This is a genomic window from Streptomyces sp. HUAS 31, from assembly GCF_028198125.1.
Taxonomy (GTDB): Bacteria; Actinomycetota; Actinomycetes; order Streptomycetales; family Streptomycetaceae; genus Streptomyces; species Streptomyces chartreusis.
The window spans coordinates 8,384,577-8,404,254 of record NZ_CP116353.1 but is presented as its reverse complement, the minus strand read 5'-3'; the positions used below and the strand labels follow the sequence as shown (position 1 = coordinate 8,404,254).

18 protein-coding genes are annotated in these 19,678 nt (G+C 71.5%); 6 read left to right on the top strand and 12 right to left on the bottom strand.

Annotated features, from left to right (window positions below):
• Positions 1 to 21: 21 nt before the first annotated feature.
• From PGH47_RS37250 to PGH47_RS37240, 3 genes are read right to left on the bottom strand one after another with little or no spacing between them, the layout of a single operon-like run.
• Positions 22 to 834 carry an acetoacetate decarboxylase family protein gene (locus PGH47_RS37250; RefSeq protein ID WP_271667095.1) on the bottom strand — a complete coding sequence of 271 codons (813 nt, stop codon included), beginning with the start codon at positions 832 to 834 and terminating at the stop codon, positions 22 to 24.
• An 11-nt stretch (positions 835 to 845) separates the two neighbouring features.
• Positions 846 to 2,054 carry an NAD(P)/FAD-dependent oxidoreductase gene (locus PGH47_RS37245; protein ID WP_271667094.1) on the bottom strand — a complete coding sequence of 403 codons (1,209 nt, stop codon included), beginning with the start codon at positions 2,052 to 2,054 and terminating at the stop codon, positions 846 to 848.
• Between the two features lie 5 nt (positions 2,055 to 2,059).
• Positions 2,060 to 2,248 carry a ferredoxin gene (locus tag PGH47_RS37240; RefSeq protein WP_030950801.1) on the bottom strand — a complete coding sequence of 63 codons (189 nt, stop codon included), beginning with the start codon at positions 2,246 to 2,248 and terminating at the stop codon, positions 2,060 to 2,062.
• 325 nt (positions 2,249 to 2,573) lie between these two features.
• Here PGH47_RS37240 and PGH47_RS37235 point away from each other — a divergent pair, with 325 nt between their 5' ends.
• The 3 genes from PGH47_RS37235 to PGH47_RS37225 all read left to right on the top strand — a co-directional run bounded on the left by PGH47_RS37235 (position 2,574) and on the right by PGH47_RS37225 (position 6,060).
• Positions 2,574 to 3,920: a glutamine synthetase family protein gene (locus tag PGH47_RS37235; RefSeq protein ID WP_271667093.1), complete on the top strand. Its 1,347-nt coding sequence runs from the start codon at positions 2,574 to 2,576 to the stop codon at positions 3,918 to 3,920.
• Between the two features lie 32 nt (positions 3,921 to 3,952).
• Positions 3,953 to 5,227, top strand: coding sequence for a cytochrome P450 (locus PGH47_RS37230; protein ID WP_271667092.1), 1,275 nt, complete (start codon positions 3,953 to 3,955; stop codon positions 5,225 to 5,227).
• A 92-nt stretch (positions 5,228 to 5,319) separates the two neighbouring features.
• Positions 5,320 to 6,060 (top strand): class I SAM-dependent DNA methyltransferase, encoded by a 741-nt coding sequence (locus PGH47_RS37225; RefSeq protein WP_271667091.1) that lies wholly within the window; start codon positions 5,320 to 5,322, stop codon positions 6,058 to 6,060.
• 10 nt (positions 6,061 to 6,070) lie between these two features.
• Here the strand turns inward: PGH47_RS37225 and PGH47_RS37220 are convergent, their stop codons facing one another.
• The 9 genes from PGH47_RS37220 to PGH47_RS37180 form a co-directional block, all read right to left on the bottom strand.
• Positions 6,071 to 6,529 carry an RrF2 family transcriptional regulator gene (locus PGH47_RS37220; protein ID WP_125526273.1) on the bottom strand — a complete coding sequence of 153 codons (459 nt, stop codon included), beginning with the start codon at positions 6,527 to 6,529 and terminating at the stop codon, positions 6,071 to 6,073.
• A 52-nt stretch (positions 6,530 to 6,581) separates the two neighbouring features.
• Entirely contained in the window at positions 6,582 to 7,841 is a 1,260-nt protein-coding gene (locus PGH47_RS37215) for an acyl-CoA dehydrogenase family protein (protein ID WP_271667090.1), read from the bottom strand.
• 144 nt (positions 7,842 to 7,985) lie between these two features.
• Positions 7,986 to 9,143 (bottom strand): LLM class flavin-dependent oxidoreductase, encoded by a 1,158-nt coding sequence (locus PGH47_RS37210; RefSeq protein ID WP_271667089.1) that lies wholly within the window; start codon positions 9,141 to 9,143, stop codon positions 7,986 to 7,988.
• 89 nt (positions 9,144 to 9,232) lie between these two features.
• Positions 9,233 to 9,790, bottom strand: a complete 558-nt coding sequence (gene ssuE / locus PGH47_RS37205) for an NADPH-dependent FMN reductase (RefSeq protein WP_271667088.1) — start codon at positions 9,788 to 9,790, stop codon at positions 9,233 to 9,235.
• A 98-nt stretch (positions 9,791 to 9,888) separates the two neighbouring features.
• Complete coding sequence (locus PGH47_RS37200; RefSeq protein ID WP_271667087.1) at positions 9,889 to 11,178, bottom strand: sulfite oxidase; 1,290 nt, start codon at positions 11,176 to 11,178, stop codon at positions 9,889 to 9,891.
• Positions 11,179 to 11,266: 88 nt separating this feature from the next.
• Positions 11,267 to 12,031, bottom strand: coding sequence for an amino acid ABC transporter ATP-binding protein (locus PGH47_RS37195; protein WP_271667086.1), 765 nt, complete (start codon positions 12,029 to 12,031; stop codon positions 11,267 to 11,269).
• Positions 12,028 to 12,984: an ABC transporter substrate-binding protein gene (locus PGH47_RS37190; RefSeq protein WP_271667085.1), complete on the bottom strand. Its 957-nt coding sequence runs from the start codon at positions 12,982 to 12,984 to the stop codon at positions 12,028 to 12,030. The genes PGH47_RS37195 and PGH47_RS37190 overlap by 4 nt, the downstream gene beginning before the upstream one ends.
• The gene (locus PGH47_RS37185; protein ID WP_271667084.1) at positions 12,981 to 13,496 is read right to left on the bottom strand and encodes a GNAT family N-acetyltransferase; all 516 of its coding nucleotides are present in this window, start codon (positions 13,494 to 13,496) and stop codon (positions 12,981 to 12,983) included. The genes PGH47_RS37190 and PGH47_RS37185 overlap by 4 nt, the downstream gene beginning before the upstream one ends.
• Positions 13,493 to 14,629, bottom strand: a complete 1,137-nt coding sequence (locus PGH47_RS37180) for an LLM class flavin-dependent oxidoreductase (protein ID WP_271667083.1) — start codon at positions 14,627 to 14,629, stop codon at positions 13,493 to 13,495. The genes PGH47_RS37185 and PGH47_RS37180 overlap by 4 nt, the downstream gene beginning before the upstream one ends.
• A 597-nt stretch (positions 14,630 to 15,226) precedes the next feature.
• On the opposite strand from PGH47_RS37180, the gene PGH47_RS37175 reads away from it, so the two are divergent.
• From PGH47_RS37175 to PGH47_RS37165, 3 genes are all read left to right on the top strand, one after another.
• Entirely contained in the window at positions 15,227 to 16,240 is a 1,014-nt protein-coding gene (locus tag PGH47_RS37175; RefSeq protein WP_271668239.1) for an amino acid ABC transporter permease, read from the top strand.
• Complete coding sequence (locus PGH47_RS37170) at positions 16,237 to 18,198, top strand: FAD/NAD(P)-binding protein (RefSeq protein ID WP_271667082.1); 1,962 nt, start codon at positions 16,237 to 16,239, stop codon at positions 18,196 to 18,198. The genes PGH47_RS37175 and PGH47_RS37170 overlap by 4 nt, the downstream gene beginning before the upstream one ends.
• Before the next feature lie 352 nt (positions 18,199 to 18,550).
• Complete coding sequence (locus PGH47_RS37165; protein ID WP_271667081.1) at positions 18,551 to 19,657, top strand: aliphatic sulfonate ABC transporter substrate-binding protein; 1,107 nt, start codon at positions 18,551 to 18,553, stop codon at positions 19,655 to 19,657.
• The last annotated feature ends 21 nt before the right edge of the window (positions 19,658 to 19,678 follow it).

The following is a 19,678-nucleotide window of genomic DNA, read 5'->3' as shown; positions in this document are numbered from 1 at the left end:
GCCCGCACCCGACCACGAACCTCACTCGGCAGCCGCCTCCGACGTACCGGCCTCCAACAACCGCCCCCCGTCCCAGACCACCCCGACCTGCCGGTAGTACGCGGCGATCGGCTCACGGACCTCCAGCCGGGCAAGCTCCTCGGTAGGCGCCTCGAACAGCTGCAACTCGGCGTCCCCGACCCACGGTCGACCCGCCTCGAAGGACGCCGCGCCCGTCTCGACCAGCTCGTCGAGCGCGAGCCCCTTGCCCTTCTCGATCGAGGGCAGCCACCGGTGATGGGCCATCGGATACGCGTTCACGAACCCGTTCGACTCGGCCGGCTCCCGCAGGGTGACCACGGCCTGCGCCAGCCTGCGGTCCGCGGCGGCCAGCGTCGCCCCGAACCGTGCCCCCGCCTCGATCCGCGGAGCGGGCCCGTACGGATGCGGCCGCGTCTGGTGGATGGAGCCGAGCTTCTTCGGATACCCCTGGTGCAGCCCGCGCGCGATGGCGAAGTCCTTGTCGACCCAGATGTACACGCACCGCGAGTAGGTCTGCCCGCGGTACTTGCACCGGACGACCGCGAAGGCCTCCTTGTACTGCGAGAGCACGGGATCGAGCAGCTCCGCGCCGGACTGCGAGCAGGACTGCCAGTCGGCCCAGATCAGGGCGACGGCCCCGGGATCCTCGTCGGCCAACTCCAGCGGCTCGGGCAGCAGTTCCCGCACTCGCGCCGGGTCCGTGCGGTACTCGACGGTCAGCAGGTCGCCGGAGTAGTGCCACGGCGGAGACGGGATCAGCGACGAGGCACCGCTGCCGGTCTTGGGGTGGAAGTAACCACGGACTGGGGACATGACGGGGTTCCTTACGCGGTGAGGGCGGGCTGCTTCAGCAGCTGGGCGCGGTAGCGGGCGGCACCCATGGCGGCGCTGTGGCCGCCGAGCGCGACGACGCCGACCAGCCGGTCGTCGGCGTGATAGCCCACCAGGACGTCGCCTTCGGGGTCGCCGTCCAGGACGCGCACGTCGCCGAGGCCGAGGACGGGCGCGCCGAACGACTGGAGACGGAAGTCGTGCTGGTCGCTCCAGAAGGTGGGCAGGGGCGCGAAGGGGGCCGATTCGGCCTGGCCGCCCGCCAGATGGGCGGCCAGTGTCCGGGCCGCGTGCTTGGCGGTGTCGGTCGGGATGGACCAGTGCTCGACGCGGCGGGACGCGCCGTCGTAGCGGGCGTTGGGGAAGCGGGCGACGTCGCCGACGGCCACGACCTCCGGCCTGCCGCCGACCCTCAGCTGCCCGTCGGTCAGTACGCCGTCGGTGAGGTCGAGCCCGTTGCCGGCCAGCCATTCGGTGTTGGCGACCGAGCCGACCGACTCGACGACCACGTCGGCGGGCAGGACCGTGCCGTCGGTCAGGACGACGCCCGTCACCCGGTCCTCGCCCTCGAACCCGGCGACCCCGGTGCCGAGCGCGAAGCGGACCCCGCGCTCCTCGTGCCGCTTCAGCAGGGCCCGGGCGAGTAGCTCGCCGAGCGGCCCGACCATGGGCAGGGGCAGCGGGTCGACGACGGTCACCTCGGTGACGCCGAGCGCGACGGCGGTCGCGGCGACCTCGCAGCCGATGAAACCGGCGCCGACCACGACCACCCGCGCGCCGGGGCGTGTCAGCTCCTCGCGCAGGCCCTGGGCGTCGTCGATGGTGCGGACGGTGTGGCGGCCGGCGAGCGGGCCGGGGCAGCGCAGCCGCCGGGGGCGCATACCGGTGGCGACGACGAGTCCGTCGTACGGGATCTCGGAGCCGTCGTCGAGGGCGACGGTGCGCTCGGCCAGGCGGGCGGCGGCGACCCGGGTGCCGAGGCGCCAGTCCACGTCGGCGGCGGCCGCCTTCGGGGTGAAGGCCAGCGACTCGAAGGGCGCCTTGCCCGCGAGGACCTCCTTGGACAGCGGGGGCCGGTTGTAGGGCATGTGGGGCTCGTCGCCCACCACCGTGATCGTGCCGGTCCAGCCGGCCGCACGCAGCTGCTCGGCCGCGCGCAGGCCGCCCATCGAGGCGCCGGCGACGACTACGCGTCCGGTCATGGGGCTCAGCCCTCGATCCGGATGGCCTGGAGCGGGCAGACGTCGGCGGCTTCCTCGACCTCGTCGCGCAGCGCGTCGTCGGGCTCGGAGACGAATACGAGATGTCCGTCGTCGTCCATCGAGAAGACGTCGGGGGCCGCGAAGACGCACTGGCCGTGGTCCTGGCACTTGTTCATGTCGACTACGACCTTCATGGCCGGTCCTCCTGGAGGTGAGGGCGTCGGAGCGGAGTGAAGGGATGCGGGGCCCGGCCGGCTGTGCGGCCGGGCCCCTTGGCCAAAGGGGTGCGGGAGCCGCACCCCTGACTCGTTTGGCTTCAAACAACATAGGAAGCCGCTCGACCCTGGTCAATACCTGTCCAGGTGGATAAATTTTTGAGGCCGCCCCCTTGCGGGACGACGAATCCTCTCCATACCGTTCGGGTTCAAACGACGACCCGGGGTCGCCCCACCCCCATCTCGCACCCCCTGCTCAGGTCGTCCGCACGCCACCCTTCCCCATCCGCCCGAGGAGACATCGGTGAGCGCTCACGACAAACCAGACATCCGCCGGCACATGGAGCGGCTCACCGCCGAGGGTGTCGACGTGGTCCGGGTGACCTATCCCGACCTCATCGGCACCGACCGCGCCCGTGACGTGCTGGTGGACCATCTGCCGGCGGCCTGCGAACACGGTCTGGCGTTCTGCCGGGCCGTCTACCACACCACCCCGCAGGGCGACGTGGTCCCGGTCGCGGGCGGTCTCGACGCCGGCCTGCCCGACGTCACCGTGCGCCCCGACCTGTCCACCCTGACCGCGCTCCCCTGGGAGCCCGGCGTCGCCACCTGTCTCGGCGAGGTCACCGACCCCGCGACCGGCGCCCCCGCCCCCGAGTCACCCCGCGACCTGCTGCGCACGGTCCTGGCCCACTGCGCCGAGCAGGGCCTGCGTCCGATCGTCGGCCCGGAGCTGGAGTACTTCCTGCTGGAGCAGACCGCCGCCGGCTGGCGACGGCACCCCGGGACGACCGGCGCCGTCTACACGGCGGGCCTGCGCGCCGACCCCTCGAACCATCTGCTGCGCACCCTGCGCCACCTGCGTGACCTGGGCATCGGTGTGATCACCGGCAACCACGAGTTCGACGGCGGCCAGTACGAGATCAACCTCACCCACTCCGACGCGCTGGACGCGGCCGACCGCTCCTTCCGCTTCAAGGCCGCCGTCAAGGAACTGGCCCGCCGGGACGGCCTGCTGGCCACCTTCATGGCCAAGCCGTTCGGCGACGCCGGCGGCTCGGGCTTCCATCTGCATCTGTCCTGCGACGACGCCGAGGGCCGCAACGCCTTCGACGACCCCGCGGGCGCCCACGGGCTGTCGGCCGTCGCCCGGCACGCGATCGCCGGCATCGTCGCCCACGCGCCCGCGCTCGCCGCGCTGCTCAACCCGACCGTGAACTCCTACAAGCGCTTCGGCCCGGACACCCTCGCGCCCTGGCTGATCGACTGGGGCCTGGACAACCGCAGCGCCATGGTCCGCATCCCGCCCGAGCGCGGCGCCGGCGCCCGCCTTGAGCTGCGTCTCGGCGACGCGAGCGCCAACCCCTACCTGGCGATCGCGGCCACTCTCGCCGCCGCCCTCCTCGGAATCCGCGCCGGCGAGGAGCCCCCGCCCCCGCTGGAGGGCTACGGCTACGACACCGCGCGGTCCGCGCTGCTGCCCACCGACCTGTCCGCCGCGCTCGACGCGCTGGAGGCGGACACCGACCTGGCCGACCTGCTCGGCAAGGACTTCACCACCTCCTACCTCACCTACAAACGCAACGAGGTCGAACGCTTCCAACGGCACGTCACCGACTGGGAGTTCACCGAGTACGCCTATCACCTGTGACCCCGCAGTCCCGTGACACCCAGGAGCCATCGATGACTTCCGCTTCCGCATCCGAGCCGATGCCGCTCGCCGACGTGAACCTGACCGACCTCGACAAGTTCACCGACGGGGTGACGCCCTGGCGCATGTTCCACACCCTGCGCCACGAGGACCCGGTGCACTGGCAGCCGGAGGACGCCCCCAACTCCGGCTTCTGGGCGGTGACCCGGCACGCCGACATAGCTCGCGTCGACCGCGACCCGGAGACCTTCACCTCCACGAGGTTCGTCAACCTGGAGGAGGTCGACGACGACCAGATCAAGAAGCGCGCGTCCATCCTGGAGCTGGACGGTGTCCGGCACCGCGCGCTGCGCAGCGTCATCCAGCGGCAGTTCGGCGCGAGCGTCATCAACAGCTACGCCGACTTCCTGCGCGGCCTGACCGCGACGACACTGGACGCGGCGCTCGCGAAGGGCACGTTCGACTTCGTCGCCGATGTCTCCGCGGACTTCCCGATCAACGTCCTGGCGCGGCTGCTCGACGTGCCGCCGGAGGACAACCAGCAGCTCATCGACTGGGGCAACCGCATCATCGGCAACACCGACCCCGACTACGCGGACGTGCTGCTGCACAGCGCGGAGAGCGAGAAGTACCGCGATCTGCCGTTCCGCTCCCCCGCGTCGGTCGAGGTCTTCGAGTACGGCCGTGAGCTGGCCCGGCAGCGCCGCGGCGGCGACGGGTCGGACCTGGTGTCGAAGCTGGTCAACACCGTCCCGCGCGACGGCGTCCCGCTGTCCGCGCAGGACTTCGACAACTACTTCCTGCTGCTGGTGGTGGCCGGCAACGAGACCACCCGGCACACCATCACCCACTCCATGCTGGCCCTGCTCCAGCACCCCGAGCAGCTGGCCCGCCTCCAGGAGGACCCCTCGCTGATCCCCGTGGCGGTCGAGGAGTTCCTGCGCTGGGCCTCCCCCGTCTACCACTTCCGGCGCACCGCCACCCGGGACGTCGAGCTCGGCGGCAAACAGCTCAAGGAGGGCGACAAGGTCGTCATGTGGTTCGCCTCCGGCAACCGCGACGAGGAGGTCTTCGGCAATCCGTACGACTTCGACGTCGCCCGAGCCGACAACGACCACGTCACCTTCGGCAAGGGCAGCCCGCACCTGTGCCTGGGCAACCTGCTCGCCCGCACCGAGATCCGCATCATGTTCGAGGAGCTGATCCCGCGCCTCGCCGACATCGAGCTGGCCGGCGAAGTGCCGCGGGTGCGCTCCAACTTCGTCAACGGCATCAAGAAGCTGCCGGTCAAGGTCACGCTCGCGTGAGGACGTGAGGACGTGAGGACGTGAGGACGTGAGCACCGGGGCGCCCGGAAATTCGGGTGCCCCGGTGCGACCGCCGGCAGTACCGTCCCGGCGTGAGCGATGACGACGGCTACTTCGGAGAGAACATCGCGGCCGGGTACGACGATTCGGCGGCGGACATGTTCCGCGCGGACGTGGTGGACCCGGCGGTGGACCTGCTGACCGAACTCGCGGGCGACGGCCCGGCGCTCGAACTCGGCGTCGGCACCGGCCGGATCGCGCTGCCGCTGACCGCCCGCGGAGTCCCGGTCCACGGCGTCGACATGTCACGGGCGATGGTGGAGCGGCTGCGCGCGAAGCCCGGCGGTGACGCCGTCGGGGTGACGATCGGGGACTTCGCGACGACCCGGGTGCCGGGCGAGTTCGCCCTCGCGTACCTCGTCTTCAACACGATCGGCAATCTGACCACCCAGGACGCCCAGGTCGACTGCTTCGCCAACGCCGCCGCCCATCTGCGGCCCGGCGGCTGCTTCGTGATCGAGGTGGTCGTGCCCGACCTGCGGCGGCTGCCGCCCGGCCAGACCGCCGTACCGTTCCACATCAGTGACACGGACTGGGCGTTCGACACCTATGACGTCGCCACGCAGGCGATGAGCTCGAACTACGTCACCATCACCGACGGCCGTGCCGAGTACTGGTCCATCCCGTTCCGCTATGTGTGGCCGGCCGAACTGGACCTGATGGCCCGGCTGGCCGGCCTCAGGCTGCGGGACCGGTGGGGCGACTGGACGCGCGAGCCGTTCACCGCCGAGAGCGGCAAGCACGTGTCGGTGTGGGAGAAGCCGGCCGGCTGAGGACCGCGGGTCAGGGGTTCGTCCACGCCTCGGGGTCGTCCGCGAGGCTCAGCACGTCGTCGGGCAGCTTCGCCGCGGCGACGTGCGCCAGGGTGACCTCGCCGAGGATCTTGCGGACGTTGGCGCGTACGGCGATCCACAGGGGCAGCAGGGACTCCGCGGGACCGATGTAGGAGAGGTCGGGCGGGCGGACGCCGCGCACCGAGACCAGGGGGCCGTCGGCCACGCGGATCACCTCGGCGATGGCGATCGACTCCGCCGGCCGGGCCAGCCGGTAACCGCCCTTGCCGCCGCGCTGGCTGACCACGAGGCCGCCCCGGCGCAGATCGCCGAGGATGCCCTCCAGGAACTTGTGCGGGATGCCTTGCGCCTCGGCGATGGCTTCGGCCTTCAGTGACGTGTCGTCTCCTGCCGCGGCCAGCTCCAACGCCGCCCGCACCGCATAGTCCGCTCTGGCCGAGATCCGCATGCTGAGATTATCCCTCACGCCCGCGGCGGTCCTCACCGGCAGGCCGCCCGGGTCAGGCGGGGAGGCTGAACGGCGGATGCGCGCCGTTCAGGAAGTAGTCCCCCACCTCGCGCAGCCTGTGGGCGACCGGCTCGCGCAGGGTGTGGGTGCGCGTGTCGCGCCAGAAGCGGTCGAGCCCGTGCCGGGTGAGGGCTGCGGGCGCGCCGACGGCCTCCAGCGCACGGCTGGTGATCTCCTGCGCGGCCCTGGACGCGGCGGCCTCGGCCGCGCTGGCGAGGACGGCGATCTCCGCGCACTCCTCGTCGTCGAGGTCCTCGCCCCGGTCGAGGCCGCGGGTGAGGGCGTCCACCGCCTGGTCGGCGAGGGCGGACGCGGCGCGGGCTGCGACGGCGAGTTCGCCGTAGGCGGTGAGGACGTACGGATCCTGCGGCGGGTTGCCCTGCCAGGGCTGGGGTGCGAGCGAGGGCCAGGGCGAGTGCGCGGTCCGTCCGTGCTCGCGGACCTCGCCGAGCAGCCCCTCCGCGACGCCGAGACAGAACTGGGCGGAGACCAGTCGTGCGGTGGGCGCGGCGAGGCCCGCGAAGGGCGACAGGGCTCCGTCGTCGGAGGACAGGGAGCCGAGTACGTCCTGACGCCCGACCGGCACCGAGTCGAAGGTGACGGCACCCGCGGCGGCGAGCCGCTGGCCGAAGGTGTCACCGCCTGAGCCGCTCACCAGTCCGGGGTGGGCCGGGTCGACGAGGACGGCGAGGGGTTCGCCGGTGCCGGGCACAGCGGCGCGGACCAGCAGCCGGTCGGCGACACCGACTCCGGAGCCGTAGCGCTGATGACCGTCCAGCAGGTAGCCGTGCGCCGCCGGGGTCAGCATCAGCGGCGGCTCCTGCGAGGCGATGCCGCCGCCCCAGTACCACTGGCCAGCGGCGGACGCCCGCTCGACGCGTGCGGCACGGTCGGGCGCGGCGAAGAACCGGGCGCTGTACGACAGGAAGTAGTGGCTGCCCAGGAGATGACCGACGGCCCCGTCGGCCGCGGCGACGGTCCGTACGACGGCGTACGCGGCACGCCAGTCCGCGCCCGCCCCGCCGTGCACGGCCGGCACCAGCAGCGTCAGCAGACCCGACTCGCGCAGCCGTGCCACCTCGTCGAGCGGGGGCTTGCCGGCCTCCTCGCGCAGGGCCGCGTCCGTGGCGAGGTCGTCCGCGAGTTCGCGGGCGATGTGCAGCCAGTCGGCCGGCCCGTCCGCCGACGGGACAAGGGCGTCCCGCCCGGGGTCACCGAACGGAGCGGCCGGGGCCGGAGGGGCGATCGTCATGGCGTCATCCTCACTCGCTCCGTCAGCGGGGGTCAACACTTCCCTAGTAATTCGATAGGAAAGCTAGGGATACTTGTCCGCTCTGGCTGATTCGTACGCCTGTCTGGCGAGTTCGCGACAGCGTCCGGCCCCGCCCGGTGTGGGTCATCGCGCGGTTGCGGCACCGGCGAAGGGGACCTGGGCCGAGGAGATCGCCCGCGTGTCGAAGGGGTGCTGCCACAGGTCCTGCGTCCGGAGCCTGGGCAGGACGCCCTCGCCGAACCAGTACGCCTCCTCCAGGTGCGGGTAGCCGGAGAGCACGAACTCGTCGATGCCGAGCCGGTGGTACTCGGCGATCCGCTCGGCGACCTCGTCGTGGCTGCCGACCAGTGCCGTGCCCGCGCCGCCCCGCACCAGCCCGATGCCCGCCCAGAGGTTCGGGTGGATCTCCAGTCCGTCGGAGCCGCCACCGTGCAGCGCGAGCATGCGCCGCTGCCCCTCGGACTCGCTGCGGGCGAGCCCGGCCTGCACGGCTCGTACGGTCTCGGGGTCGAAGCCGTCCAGCAGCCGCCGGGCCTCCGCCCACGCCTGCTCGCCGGTGTCCCGGGTGATGACGTGCAGCCGGATGCCGAAGCGGACGCTGCGGCCCTCCTTCTCGGCCAGCCCCCGGATCCAGGCGATCTTCTCGGCGACGGCGGCCGGCGGCTCGCCCCAGGTGAGATAGACGTCGGCATGCCGGGCGGCGATCTTCCCGGCGATGGGCGAGGAACCCCCGAAGTAGACCTCGGGGACCGGGTCCGGCACCCGGGCCAGCTTCGCCCCCTCGACCTGGAGGTGCTCACCGACCAGATCGACGGTCTGCCCCTCCCACAACCCCCTTACGACCTGGAGGAATTCACCGGTACGGCGATAGCGGTCGTCCTTGTCGAGGAAGTCGCCGTAGGCCCGCTGCTCCTGGCTCTCCCCGCCCGTCACCACGTTCAGCAGCAGCCGTCCGCCGCTCTGCCGCTGGAAGGTGGACGCCATCTGCGCGGCGAGGGTCGGTGAGACGAAGCCGGGCCGGAAGGCGACCAGGAACTTCAGCCGCTCGGTGTTCTGGCTGACCATCGCGGTGGTCAGCCAGGCGTCCTCGCACCAGGCGCCGGTGGGGGTGAGCGCGCCCACGAACCCCAGGTCCTCGGCGGCGCGGGCGATCTGGCTCAAGTAGGCCACCGTCGGCGGCCGGTCCCGCCCGGACACGGTGGCCGGACTGCCGTGGCCACCACCGACGACGTCGCGGCTGTCGCCGTTGGTGGGCAGGAACCAGTGAAAGGTGAGGGTCATGGGGGTCTCCGATCGAGGTCGTGCGTCGTGCCGAGGGCGGTGCGGGTCCGCGGAATCGAGCGCCGAGAGGGTTCAGGCGGCGTCGGCGCTCAGCCGGTGGCCGCCAGCAGGGTCGGACGGCCACCGAGCGCGAGCGAGAACTGGTCGGTGACCTGGGCCAGGGCCTCGGCGGGGCCCGGCGCGAGGGCCAGGCTGCCGTCGTCGCCGACGCTGATGTCCTTGTCGAGGGTGAACCAGCCCGGCGTGATGTGGGCGGGGCCCATGGAGTTCAGTACGGGGCGCAGGGCGTAGTCGATGGCCAGGACGTGCGCGGTGGTGCCGCCGGTGGCCAGCGGCAGGACGGTCTTGCCCGCCAGCGCGTACTGCGGCAGCAGGTCGAGGAGCGACTTCAACAGGCCGGAGTAGGCGGCCTTGTAGACCGGGGTGCCGATCACGATGCCGTCGGCGCCCTCGAACAGGGCGGTGGCCCCGACGATCGCCGGGTGCCGGAAGTCGGCGTGCAGCAGGGCCTCGGCCGGGAGCGTGCGGACGTCGAGCGGGATCACGTCGTGCCCGTGGGCGGTGAGCCGGTCGTCCAGGTGACGCAGCAGCCGGGCCGTGCGGGAGGTGGCGGAGGGACTGCCGGAGACGGAGAGGATGGTGGCCATGGGAGGACCTTTCAGAAGTACCGGGTGGGCTGCGGCAGTTCGCCGGTGAGCCTGCTCATGCGAAGGGGCGCCCGTGTGACGGGGCGGGGTGTTCGGATTCAGGTCACCGTCACCGGATGCCGGACCACCGCGTCGAACAGATAGCCCTGGGTGTTGGGTACGGCGACGTCCGGCTGGCGGCGGCCGGCCGTGTCGGTGGCTCGGGCCAGGAGGTGGGTGGCGCCGGGGGTGTCGGGTTTCCAGGCGACTGACCAGCGGGTCCAGGTGTCGGCGCGGGGCCGGTCGTGCAGCCGGGCCCGGCGCCAGCTCGTTCCGCCGTCGGTGCTGACGTCGACCCGGGCGATCGCGCCCGCGCCCGACCAGGACCGGCCGTGCAGCAACCGGCCCTCCCCCGCGGTGAAGGTGGCGCCGCTCGCCAGCTCGAAGGCGCTCTTGAGCGTCTGCCGGGTCAGCGGCGCGCTGCCCTCCTCGGGGTGGCCGGGGCCGAACAGCCGGTAGAAGGTGGTGTTCCAGGGGGAGAACAGCGGTTGCGCGGACACCTCGATGTCGCCGACCCACTTGATCGACGAGATCCCCACCCACGACGGCACGAGCACCCGCACGGGGTGTCCGTGGTCGTGCGGCAGTGGCTCGCCGTTCATCTCGTAGGCGAGGAGGACGTCGTCCAGGGCCTTGGCCAGGGGCAGCGGCCGGCGCACCCTGCCGAGGTTCTCGCCGCCGCTGACGTACTCGGCGTCCAGGCCGCGCGGCTGCACGTCCACGGCGTACGGGGACAGCCCCGCCCTACGCAGTACGTCGGCCAGACGCACGCCGCGCCAGCGGGCGACGCCGATCGCGCCCAGCGTCCAGGCGGTGCCGGTGACCGTCTCGCCCTGCTGGGTCGTGTAGTGGCTGCGGCCGTTTCCGGCGCACTCCACGAACGCGGTCCGGGTGACCGCGGGCAGGGCGCGCAGGTCGTCGTAGCCGAACTCGACCGGCCTGTCCTCGCCGGGTGCGCCCCGCAGTCCGCTGCCCCACAGCCGCAGCCGCCAGTCGTGGGCGTCCAGGATCGGGGTGGTGGTGTGGTTGCGTACGAAGAACAGTTCGTTGGGCGTGTGGTGGCCGGTTCCGCGCAGGGCCTCCCAGCGGGTCTCGGCGTTGGTGCCGCGCTGGATGAACCAGTCGGCCGGAAGCGGTTTGACGATCGGGGTGTCGGCCGCGCGGGCCGGACCCGGCGCGGGGAGCACCGTCGCGGCGCCCGCGGCGGCGAGCAGGGTGAGCAGCCGGCGGCGGCTGACTCCGTCCGCTCTGGCTTCCCCGGCGAGCCACTGGCGCAGTCTGCGACGGTCGTAGGCGCTCTCGTCGAGGCGGGTCCGGAGACGGGGCGTCGGCACGGGTGGGGCGGACATGGCGGTCCTCTTCATCGGTGGGGAGACTGCACACGGGTGGAGTGGGCATCGGCTGCCGCGCGGAGGAAGAGCACGGTGCGGCCGCACATCAGAGAACCTTCGACAGGAAGGCGCGGGTGCGCTCCTGGCGCGGGTTGTCCAGAACGTCCGCGGGCGGCCCTTGCTCCACCACTACGCCGCCGTCCATGAACACCACGGAGTCGGCGACCTCGCGGGCGAAGCCGATCTCATGGGTCACGACGATCATGGTGGTGCCCGTGCCGGCCAAGTCCTTTATGACGTCGAGGACTTCACCTACGAGCTCCGGGTCCAGGGCCGAGGTGGGTTCGTCGAACAGCAGCACCTTCGGTTCGAGGGCGAGCGCGCGGGCGATGGCCACCCGCTGCTGCTGCCCGCCGGAGAGCCGGCGCGGATACACGTCGGCCTTGTCCGCCAGGCCGACCCGGGCGAGCAGCCGGCGTGCCGTCTCCTCCGCCTGCCCGCGGGGGCGGCGCAGCGCGGAGACGGGTGCCTCGACGAGGTTCTCCAGCACGGTGAGATGGGGGAAGAGGTGGAAGTTCTGGAAGACGAAGCCGATGTTGGTGCGCTGCTTCGCCACCTCCTTCTCCTTCAGCTCGTGCAGCTTGTTCCCCGAGCGGCGGTAGCCGATGAGTTCGCCGTCGACGCTGATCCAGCCGCGGTCGACCTTCTCCAGGTGGTTGATGGTGCGCAGCAGCGTGGACTTCCCGGAGCCGGACGGGCCGAGGATCACCGTGACCTCGCCCTCGCGGACTCTCAGGTCGACGCCGCGCAGCACTTCGAGGGGGCCGAAGGTCTTGTGGACACCGTGGACGTCGACCATGACGGCACTCATGTGTGCTCGGGCGGGTTGATCCGCGAGGCGTCGATCGCGGAGGCGGAGGTGCCCCACTTCTTGAGGATCCGGGTGTAGGTGCCGTCCTTGATCAGTTCGTCGACGGCCGCCTGGAACGCCTTGGTGAGCGGGGAGCCCTTCTTGAAGGCGAAGCCGACGTCGAGGCGGTGGAACTCGCCGAGGAAGGCGGTCTGCGACGCGGGCTGGGCCGCCTGGTAACGCAGGCCGTTGATGGTCGACATGATCACGTCGATACGGCCCTGCTGGAGTGCGGTGAGCGTGGCCGCGTTCTCCGAGTAGACCTTCACGTCGTACGGCTTCTTGCCGGCCTTCGCGCACACCCCCTTCTGCGCGGTGAGGGTCGCCTCGAAGGTGGTGCCGGCGCCGGTGCCGATGGTCAGCCCGCACAGCTGGGTGAGATCGGTGACCTTCCCCTTCAGTTCGGTGTTGCCCTGCTTCACCGCGAAGCCCTGGCCGTCGTTGATGTAGGTGACGAAGTCGATGGTCTTCAGGCGCTCGGCGGTCACGCCGAAGTTGCCGGTGCCGAAATCGTACTTGCCGCTGCCCAGGGCGGGCAGGATCGTCTCGAAGGAGGCGTCCTGACGCTCCAGTTCGACGCCGAGCACCTTGGCGACGGCGTCGGCGAGGTCGATGTCCTGGCCGGCGGGCGCCTTGTCGGTGCCGTTCGGGTAGTACGCCCCGGGCGGGAACCCGATCGAACTGCCGACCTTGAGTTTGCCCGCCTCGCGCACTTCGGCGGGCAGCAGGGCCGCGGCGGAGTCCACCTTGCGCACGGCGGCGACCGGGTCGTCGGTCGGCACGGGAGACGCCTGGGCGCCCACCGCCGCCGTGCCGCCGGTGTCGCCGGAGCCGCAGGCGGTCAGCGCGAGCAGGGGCAGCAGCGCGAGGGCGGCGGCGCCGCGCAGGCGGCCGCTGATCGTGCGGGTGTTCACAGGGTGGAGGCCTTTCCCGTGTGTTCCGGTTCGACGAGGTGCTTCTCGAAGGGCAGCGGGCCGATGGTTTCCGGGTCGGCCTCGGTGTCGAACAGGGCGGTGTAGCCGGCCGCCAGGTAGAGGCCGCGGGCCTCCGGCTGGCGGGGGCCGGTGGTCAGATAGAGGCGCCGGTAGCCGCAGGCGCCCGCCTCGCGCTCCAGCTCGGCGACGACACGGCGGGCGAGGCCGCGCCTGCGGTGGGCGGAGTGGGTCCAGATCCGCTTGAGTTCGGCGGTCGATTCGTCGTACCGCCGGAACGCGCCGCCGGCGACCGGCTCCCCGTCCTCGATGAGCAGCAGCAGGACACCGCCGTGCGGTGCGGTGAACTCCTCGTCGGGATAGCGGGCGAGTTCGGCGTGGGCGTCCTTGCCGTAGCGTCTGGAGTACTCGTCGCCGAGTTCGCGCAGCAATGGCTCGACTCGGGTGTCGGAGACGGGCACCTCGACGACCGTCAACTCCGGTGCGGAGGTCATCCGTTCACCGCCGTGAGGGTCTGCGTCCCGCGTGCGGCGCGCTGGGCGTCGCGCTTGGCGACCTCCTCGCGGACGATCGGGATCACCTGCCGGCCGAAGTCGATGGCGTCGCCCAACAGGTCGTAGCCGCGTGCGGAGAGGATGTCGACGCCGAGGTCGTAGTAGTCGAGGAGTGCCTGCGCCACGGTCTCGGGGGTCCCGACCAGGGCGTTGGAGTTGCCGGCGCCGCCGGTCGCCGCGGCGGTCGGGGTCCACAGGGCGCGGTCGTAGCGCTCGCCGGCCTCGGCGATGGCGAGCAGCCGCTGCGAGCCGGTGTTCTGCGGCCGGGCGTGCCCGTTGTGCCGCTTGGTGATCGCCTCGCCCTTCTCCTTGCGTGCCTTGATCGCGCCGACCGTGCGATGGGCCTTCTCCCAGGCCAGTTCCTCGGTGGGGGCGATGATCGGGCGGAAGGCGACCTGGATGCGGGGGACGTCGGTGCGGCCCGCGGCCTTCGCGGCGGCCTTCACGTGCTCGATCTGCTCGGCGGTCTTCGCCAGCGGCTCGCCCCACAGGCAGTAGATGTCGGCCTCGGCGCCGCCTGCGGCGTACGCGGCGGGCGACGAGCCGCCGAACGAGACGCCGGGGCGGGGCTGTTGGACGGGGAGGACGTCGCTGACGAAGTCGTGGAAGCGGTAGTGCTCGCCCTCGTGGTCGAAGGGCTCGTGGGTGGTCCAGATCTTCTTGACGATGCGGATGTACTCGAGGGTGCGGGCGTAGCGCTCGTCCTTGGTGAGGGTGTCGCCCTCGCGGCCCTGTTCGTGGTCGTTGCCGCCGGTGATGAAGTGCACGGTCAGCCGGCCGTCGCTGATCCGGTCCAGGGTGGCGAACGTCTTTGCGGCGAAGGTCGGGTAGGAGACGTTGGGGCGGTGGGCGAGCAGGATCTGCAGCCGGTCCAGCCTGCTCGCGATGTACGCGGCGGCCGGTGCGGGGTCCGGCGAGCCGGAGCCGTAGGCGAACAGCACCCGGTCCCAGCCGTGGTCCTCGTGCGCCCGGGCGAGCCGGAGCGTGTAGTCCTTGTCGAAGGCGGCGCCGGAGCGCGGCGTGGTTTCGGAGCCGTCGTTGGTGGCGGCGATGCCGAGGAACTCCACGGGCATGGAGGTGACCTTTCGGGCAATGCGGAGCGCGGGCAGGCATGATTCGACTGCCGTGCGCACAGGCATGAATGACGGTCCATCGGGCGAGGGCCGATGGGGTTCGGTACGGGAGTGACGACGCCGGGCGTCGGTGAGGACGAGAAGGCAGTGCTGCGGCAGCGCGCGTGAGAAGAGAGCTCGGCCCGCGACGGGGTCACCGAGGGAGGGAAGGGCCGGTCAGACGGCCCGCTGCCGAGTCAGACGCAACACGCCGCGGACCACACCCGACAGAAGTCGATGTGACCGCGCGAGACCAAGCGCCGCTGGGCATTCATGCGATTAATTGAGCAGTACATCGTGCTTCCCGTCAAGCAGGGCCCGGATGCCGGAACGCCTCGACCAGCGCCTCTCACCCGTTGTTGACACATCCGCGCTGTGGGCACATACGATCGATGACGGACCGGCCCCGCCCTGTGCGGCGGGCCCTCCGGCCGCGTTGAGGGACGCGGCTCCGTGACGACGCCCCGCCCGACCGCACCGTACCCGCGCCGCGTGCGCCCACGAGTGCCGCCGGGTGGTCATCCACGTATGCCGTCCCTCCCCTCGGAGAGCCTCCCCATGGTCACGCCGTCCGATGTCACGTCCACCCCTGCCCCGGCCCCGAAATCCCTTCGGCCACCCGGCGCCTCCGAAGAGGATCCGCCGCGGATCGTGCCGCGCCGGCACGCCGGCCGCTGGCTGACCGCGGCCGTCGCGCTGCTCGTCTTCGCGATGGTGCTGAATTCCGTGATCCGCAACGACGCCTTCCAGTGGGACGTGGTGGGCCGGTACTTCACCACGTCCGCCGTGCTCGACGGACTGCTGCTGTCCCTGTGGCTGACGGCCGTGGTGATGGTGCTCGGCTTCCTGCTCGGCACGCTGCTCGCGGTCATGCGGCTGTCCGCCAACCCCGTGCTGCGCACGCTGAGTTGGGGCTACGTGTGGATCTTCAGGTCCACACCGCTGCTGGTGCAGCTGCTGTTCTGGTTCAACATCGGCGCGCTGTACCCGACGCTCGGCCTCGGCGTCCCGTTCGGCCCGCAGTTCCTCACCGTCAAGACGGTCAATCTGCTCGGGCCGACCCTCACCGCCGTCATCGGACTGACCCTGCACGAGACCGCCTACGCGGCCGAGGTGGTGCGCGGCGGCATCCTCTCCGTGGACTCCGGGCAGACCGAGGCCGCCCAGGCGCTCGGGCTGAGCAGACGCCGCACCCTGCGCCGGATCGTCGTACCGCAGGCGATGCGCTCGATCGTGCCGACGGCCGGGAACATGCTGATCGGCACGCTCAAGGGCACCAGCATCGTCAGTGTGCTCGCCGTGCACGACCTGCTGTACTCGGTGCAGCTGATCTACAACCAGACGTACCAGATCATCCCGCTGCTGATGGTCGCCACCCTGTGGTACATCGCGGTCACCACGGTGCTCGGCGTCGGGCAGTTCTACGTCGAGCGGCACTACGCGCGCGGCGACTCCCGCACCCTGCCGCCCACGCCCCTCCAGCGGCTGCGCGGCCGACTCACCACCGTGCGACTCAGGTTGAGCGCCGCGACGGCCGCCGACGCCCGTCCGGTGACCGGCGGTGACCGATGAGCGACATCCCTGCCACGGCCGTACTGGTCGTCGTCGGCGCGGGCCCGCGCGCCACGGGCCTTCTGGAGCGCATCGCCGCCAACGCCCCCGAACTGTGGGACGACACACGGGAGTTGCGCATCCATCTGGTCGACCCGCACCCGCCCGGCCCGGGGCGCGTCTGGCGGCGGGAGCAGTCAGCGCTGCTGCGGATGAACTCCATGGCCGAGGACGTCACCATGTTCACCGACGAGTCGTCCACCATCGAGGGCCCCGTGCGACCGGGGCCCTCCCTCGCCGAGTGGGCCGCACAGTTCTCGGGCAAGGGCCCCCGCCACGCACCCTTCGCCGAGCCCGCCGACCCGGAGGTGCTCGCCGAACTGCGCACGCTCGACGGCGCCGACTTCCCCACCCGCCGAGCCCAGAGCGCCTATCTGGACTGGGTTTTCCGCAGGGCGCTGGCCCAGCTGCCGCCCACCGTCACGGTCGAGTGGCACCGCACCACGGCGACCTCCGTCACCGGTCCCCCGGACGGCCCGCAGCACGTGCACCTGGCCGACCGCGCGACCCCGCTCACCGCGGACCTGGTGATCCTGGCGCAGGGGCACCTCGGCTCCACGCCCGCCGCCGAGCACGGTACACACGCCGGCTTCGCCCGCCGCCACGGCCGGTTCCACCTCCCGCCGGAGTTCTCCGCCGACGCCGACCTGTCCGCGCTGCGGCCCGGCGAGGACGTCATCCTGCGCGGCTTCGGGCTCGCCTTCATCGACCTGATGTCCCTGCTCACCGAGGGCCGCGGCGGCACCTTCCGCACCGAGGCCGACGGCAGCCTCACCTACCTCCCGTCCGGTCGCGAACCCGTGCTCCACGTCGGATCGCGGCGGGGCGTGCCGTACCACTCCAAGACGCGCTACCGGCTCCAGGGCCCGCGGCCGCCGCTGCCGCGTCACTTCGGGCCCGCTCAGGTCGACGCGCTGCTCGCCGAGGGACGACCGCTGGATCTGCGGCGCGACGTATGGCCGCTGATGGCCAAGGAGATCGGCTTCGGCCACTACCACGAGCTCTTCCACGCCCACCCCGAGCGCACCGCCCTGCCCTGGTCCGGCTTCGTGGCGGCCTACGACCGTCTGGACTGGTACGGCGAGGAGATGGCCGCCCTCGTCGCCGCGGCCGTGCCCGATCCGGCGGACCGCCTGGACTTCGAGACGCTGGACCACCCTCTGGACGGCCTGGCCCTCGCCACGCCCGACGCCTTCCAGGACCACCTGCGCGACCACATCGCCCGGGACGTGGCCCGTCGCGAGGACCCGGAGTTCAGCGCCGATCTCGGGGCGTTTCTCGCCCTGCTCTCGGTATACGGGCAGCTCCCCGGCCTGGTCGCCGGGGGACGGCTGACCGCGCGGTCCGTCGCCGAGCACCTGGACGGCTGGTGGCACGGGTTCTTCAGCTTCCTGGCCTCGGGCCCGCCCGGTTTCCGGCTGCGCCAGCTGCTGGCCCTGTCCCGGGCCGGGATCGTCCACTTCCTGGGCGCGGGTGTCCGAATCGGCACCGACGAGGGCACGGGCACCTTCACCGCGACCGGTACCACCGTCCCCGGTCACACCGTCCACGCCACGGCCCTGATCGAGGCGTATCTGCCCACCCCCTCGCTCGACCGTACCGAGGATCCGCTGCTGCGCGAACTGCACCGGGCCGGCGCCCTGTCCGAGGAGGTCATCGCCGATCCCACCCACACCCACCGCTCCGGCCTGCTCGCCGTCTCCCCCACGGACGGCCACGTCATCGACCCGTCCCTGGGCGGCGACCACCCTCGGCGCATCGCCCTCGGCGCGCCGACGAACAGCAGAGCCGTCGCCGCTTTCGCCAGACCTCGCACCAATGCGCCCGCTTTCCGGCAGAATGACGCGGTTGCCCGCACCCTGCTCCGGGCCCTGAGCTCACGTTTCCCAATCAGTGAGATCGTGGCGTCCAATATATGAACAACCCCTTGGGGTGAGAGCAACCTTCTGCCACGATCCCCATCAACCAGGTAGGAAAACTAGGAATCGGTGGGGGTGGGGTGGGCATGAGCACGCGCGATCACGCGGTCCAGTTGCTGCCGCTACTGACCTCGCGTCGCCACATCGACTTCGGGCGCACGTCCAGCGCCATCTGTCGCCGCGTCTGAGACTCTCCGCGGACCCCCCCACGTATCCCCCCACACCGCTGCGCTCCCTGCTGTCCCTACCGGATGGCGGGCGAGTGGTGTGCCGGTGCACGCCGACGGGTGCGACGCCCGTGCCGCAGCCCTTGCTCACCTTTCCTGACCGCTCTCCCCGAGAGGACACCTCCGTGTCTGCCGCAAGACCGCTCAACACCCTGCGCACCTTCGCCGTCATCGCGGCGCTCCCCCTGCTGCTGACCGCCTGCGGCTACGGCGCCGAGTCCACCGACGACGGCAAGCAGGCCGAGGTCGCGGCGGACGCCGAGAAGCTCTCCGTCGACGAGGTGAAGATCGGCTACTTCCCCAACCTCACCCACGCCACCGCACTGGTCGGCGTCCAGGAGGGTCTGCTCCAGAAGGAGCTCGGCGGCACCAAGATCAAGACGTCGACCTTCAACGCCGGCCCGTCGGAGATCGAGGCACTGAACTCCGGCTCCATCGACATCGGCTGGATCGGTCCCTCCCCCGCCATCAACGGCTACACCAAGGCGGCCGGCAAGAACCTGCGGATCATCTCCGGTTCCGCCTCCGGCGGCGTGAAGCTCGTCGTCAACCCGGAGAAGATCAAGTCCCTCAAGGACGTCAAGGGCAAGAAGATCGCCACCCCGCAGCTCGGCAACACCCAGGACGTGGCGCTGCTCAACTGGATCTCCGAGCAGGGCTGGAAGGTCGACGCCGAGAGCGGCAAGGGCGACGTCTCCGTCGTCCGCACCGACAACAAGGTGACCCCGGACGCCTACAAGTCCGGCTCGATCGACGGCGCGTGGGTGCCGGAGCCGACCGCGTCCAAGCTGGTCGCCGAGGGCGGCAAGGTACTCCTCGACGAGGGCGACCTGTGGCCCGACAAGAAGTTCGTGATCACGAACATCATCGTGTCGCAGAGCTTCCTGAAGGACCACCCGGACGTCGTCGAGGCCGTGCTGCGCGGTTCGGTGAAGACCAACAAGTGGATCAACGCCAACCCGGACAAGGCCAAGGCCTCCGCCAACAAGGCCCTGGAGGAGCTCTCCGGCAAGGCACTGCCCGCCGAGGTCCTCGACCCGGCCTGGAAGTCGGTCACCTTCCTCGACGACCCGCTGGCCGCGACCCTCGACACCGAAGCGGAGCACGCGGTCAAGGCCGGCCTGCTGGAACAGCCCGACCTGAAGGGCATCTACGACCTCGCGCCGCTCAACAAGGTCCTGAAGGCCGAGGGCCAGGACGAGGTCGACGACGCCGGTCTCGGCGTCAAGTAAGCACGGTCCCGAGATTCCCAG

Coding starts and splice junctions, on each gene's coding strand:
- PGH47_RS37220 (WP_125526273.1), bottom strand. CDS start 6,529: ATGCGGATCTCGGCCAGAGCGGACTATGCGGTGCGGGCGGCGTTGGAG.
- PGH47_RS37175 (WP_271668239.1), top strand. CDS start 15,227: ATGGTCACGCCGTCCGATGTCACGTCCACCCCTGCCCCGGCCCCGAAA.
- PGH47_RS37230 (WP_271667092.1), top strand. CDS start 3,953: ATGACTTCCGCTTCCGCATCCGAGCCGATGCCGCTCGCCGACGTGAAC.
- PGH47_RS37185 (WP_271667084.1), bottom strand. CDS start 13,496: ATGACCTCCGCACCGGAGTTGACGGTCGTCGAGGTGCCCGTCTCCGAC.
- PGH47_RS37180 (WP_271667083.1), bottom strand. CDS start 14,629: ATGCCCGTGGAGTTCCTCGGCATCGCCGCCACCAACGACGGCTCCGAA.
- PGH47_RS37200 (WP_271667087.1), bottom strand. CDS start 11,178: ATGTCCGCCCCACCCGTGCCGACGCCCCGTCTCCGGACCCGCCTCGAC.
- PGH47_RS37215 (WP_271667090.1), bottom strand. CDS start 7,841: ATGACGATCGCCCCTCCGGCCCCGGCCGCTCCGTTCGGTGACCCCGGG.
- PGH47_RS37195 (WP_271667086.1), bottom strand. CDS start 12,031: ATGAGTGCCGTCATGGTCGACGTCCACGGTGTCCACAAGACCTTCGGC.
- PGH47_RS37210 (WP_271667089.1), bottom strand. CDS start 9,143: ATGACCCTCACCTTTCACTGGTTCCTGCCCACCAACGGCGACAGCCGC.
- PGH47_RS37245 (WP_271667094.1), bottom strand. CDS start 2,054: ATGACCGGACGCGTAGTCGTCGCCGGCGCCTCGATGGGCGGCCTGCGC.
- PGH47_RS37240 (WP_030950801.1), bottom strand. CDS start 2,248: ATGAAGGTCGTAGTCGACATGAACAAGTGCCAGGACCACGGCCAGTGC.
- PGH47_RS37170 (WP_271667082.1), top strand. CDS start 16,237: ATGAGCGACATCCCTGCCACGGCCGTACTGGTCGTCGTCGGCGCGGGC.
- PGH47_RS37250 (WP_271667095.1), bottom strand. CDS start 834: ATGTCCCCAGTCCGTGGTTACTTCCACCCCAAGACCGGCAGCGGTGCC.
- ssuE (WP_271667088.1), bottom strand. CDS start 9,790: ATGGCCACCATCCTCTCCGTCTCCGGCAGTCCCTCCGCCACCTCCCGC.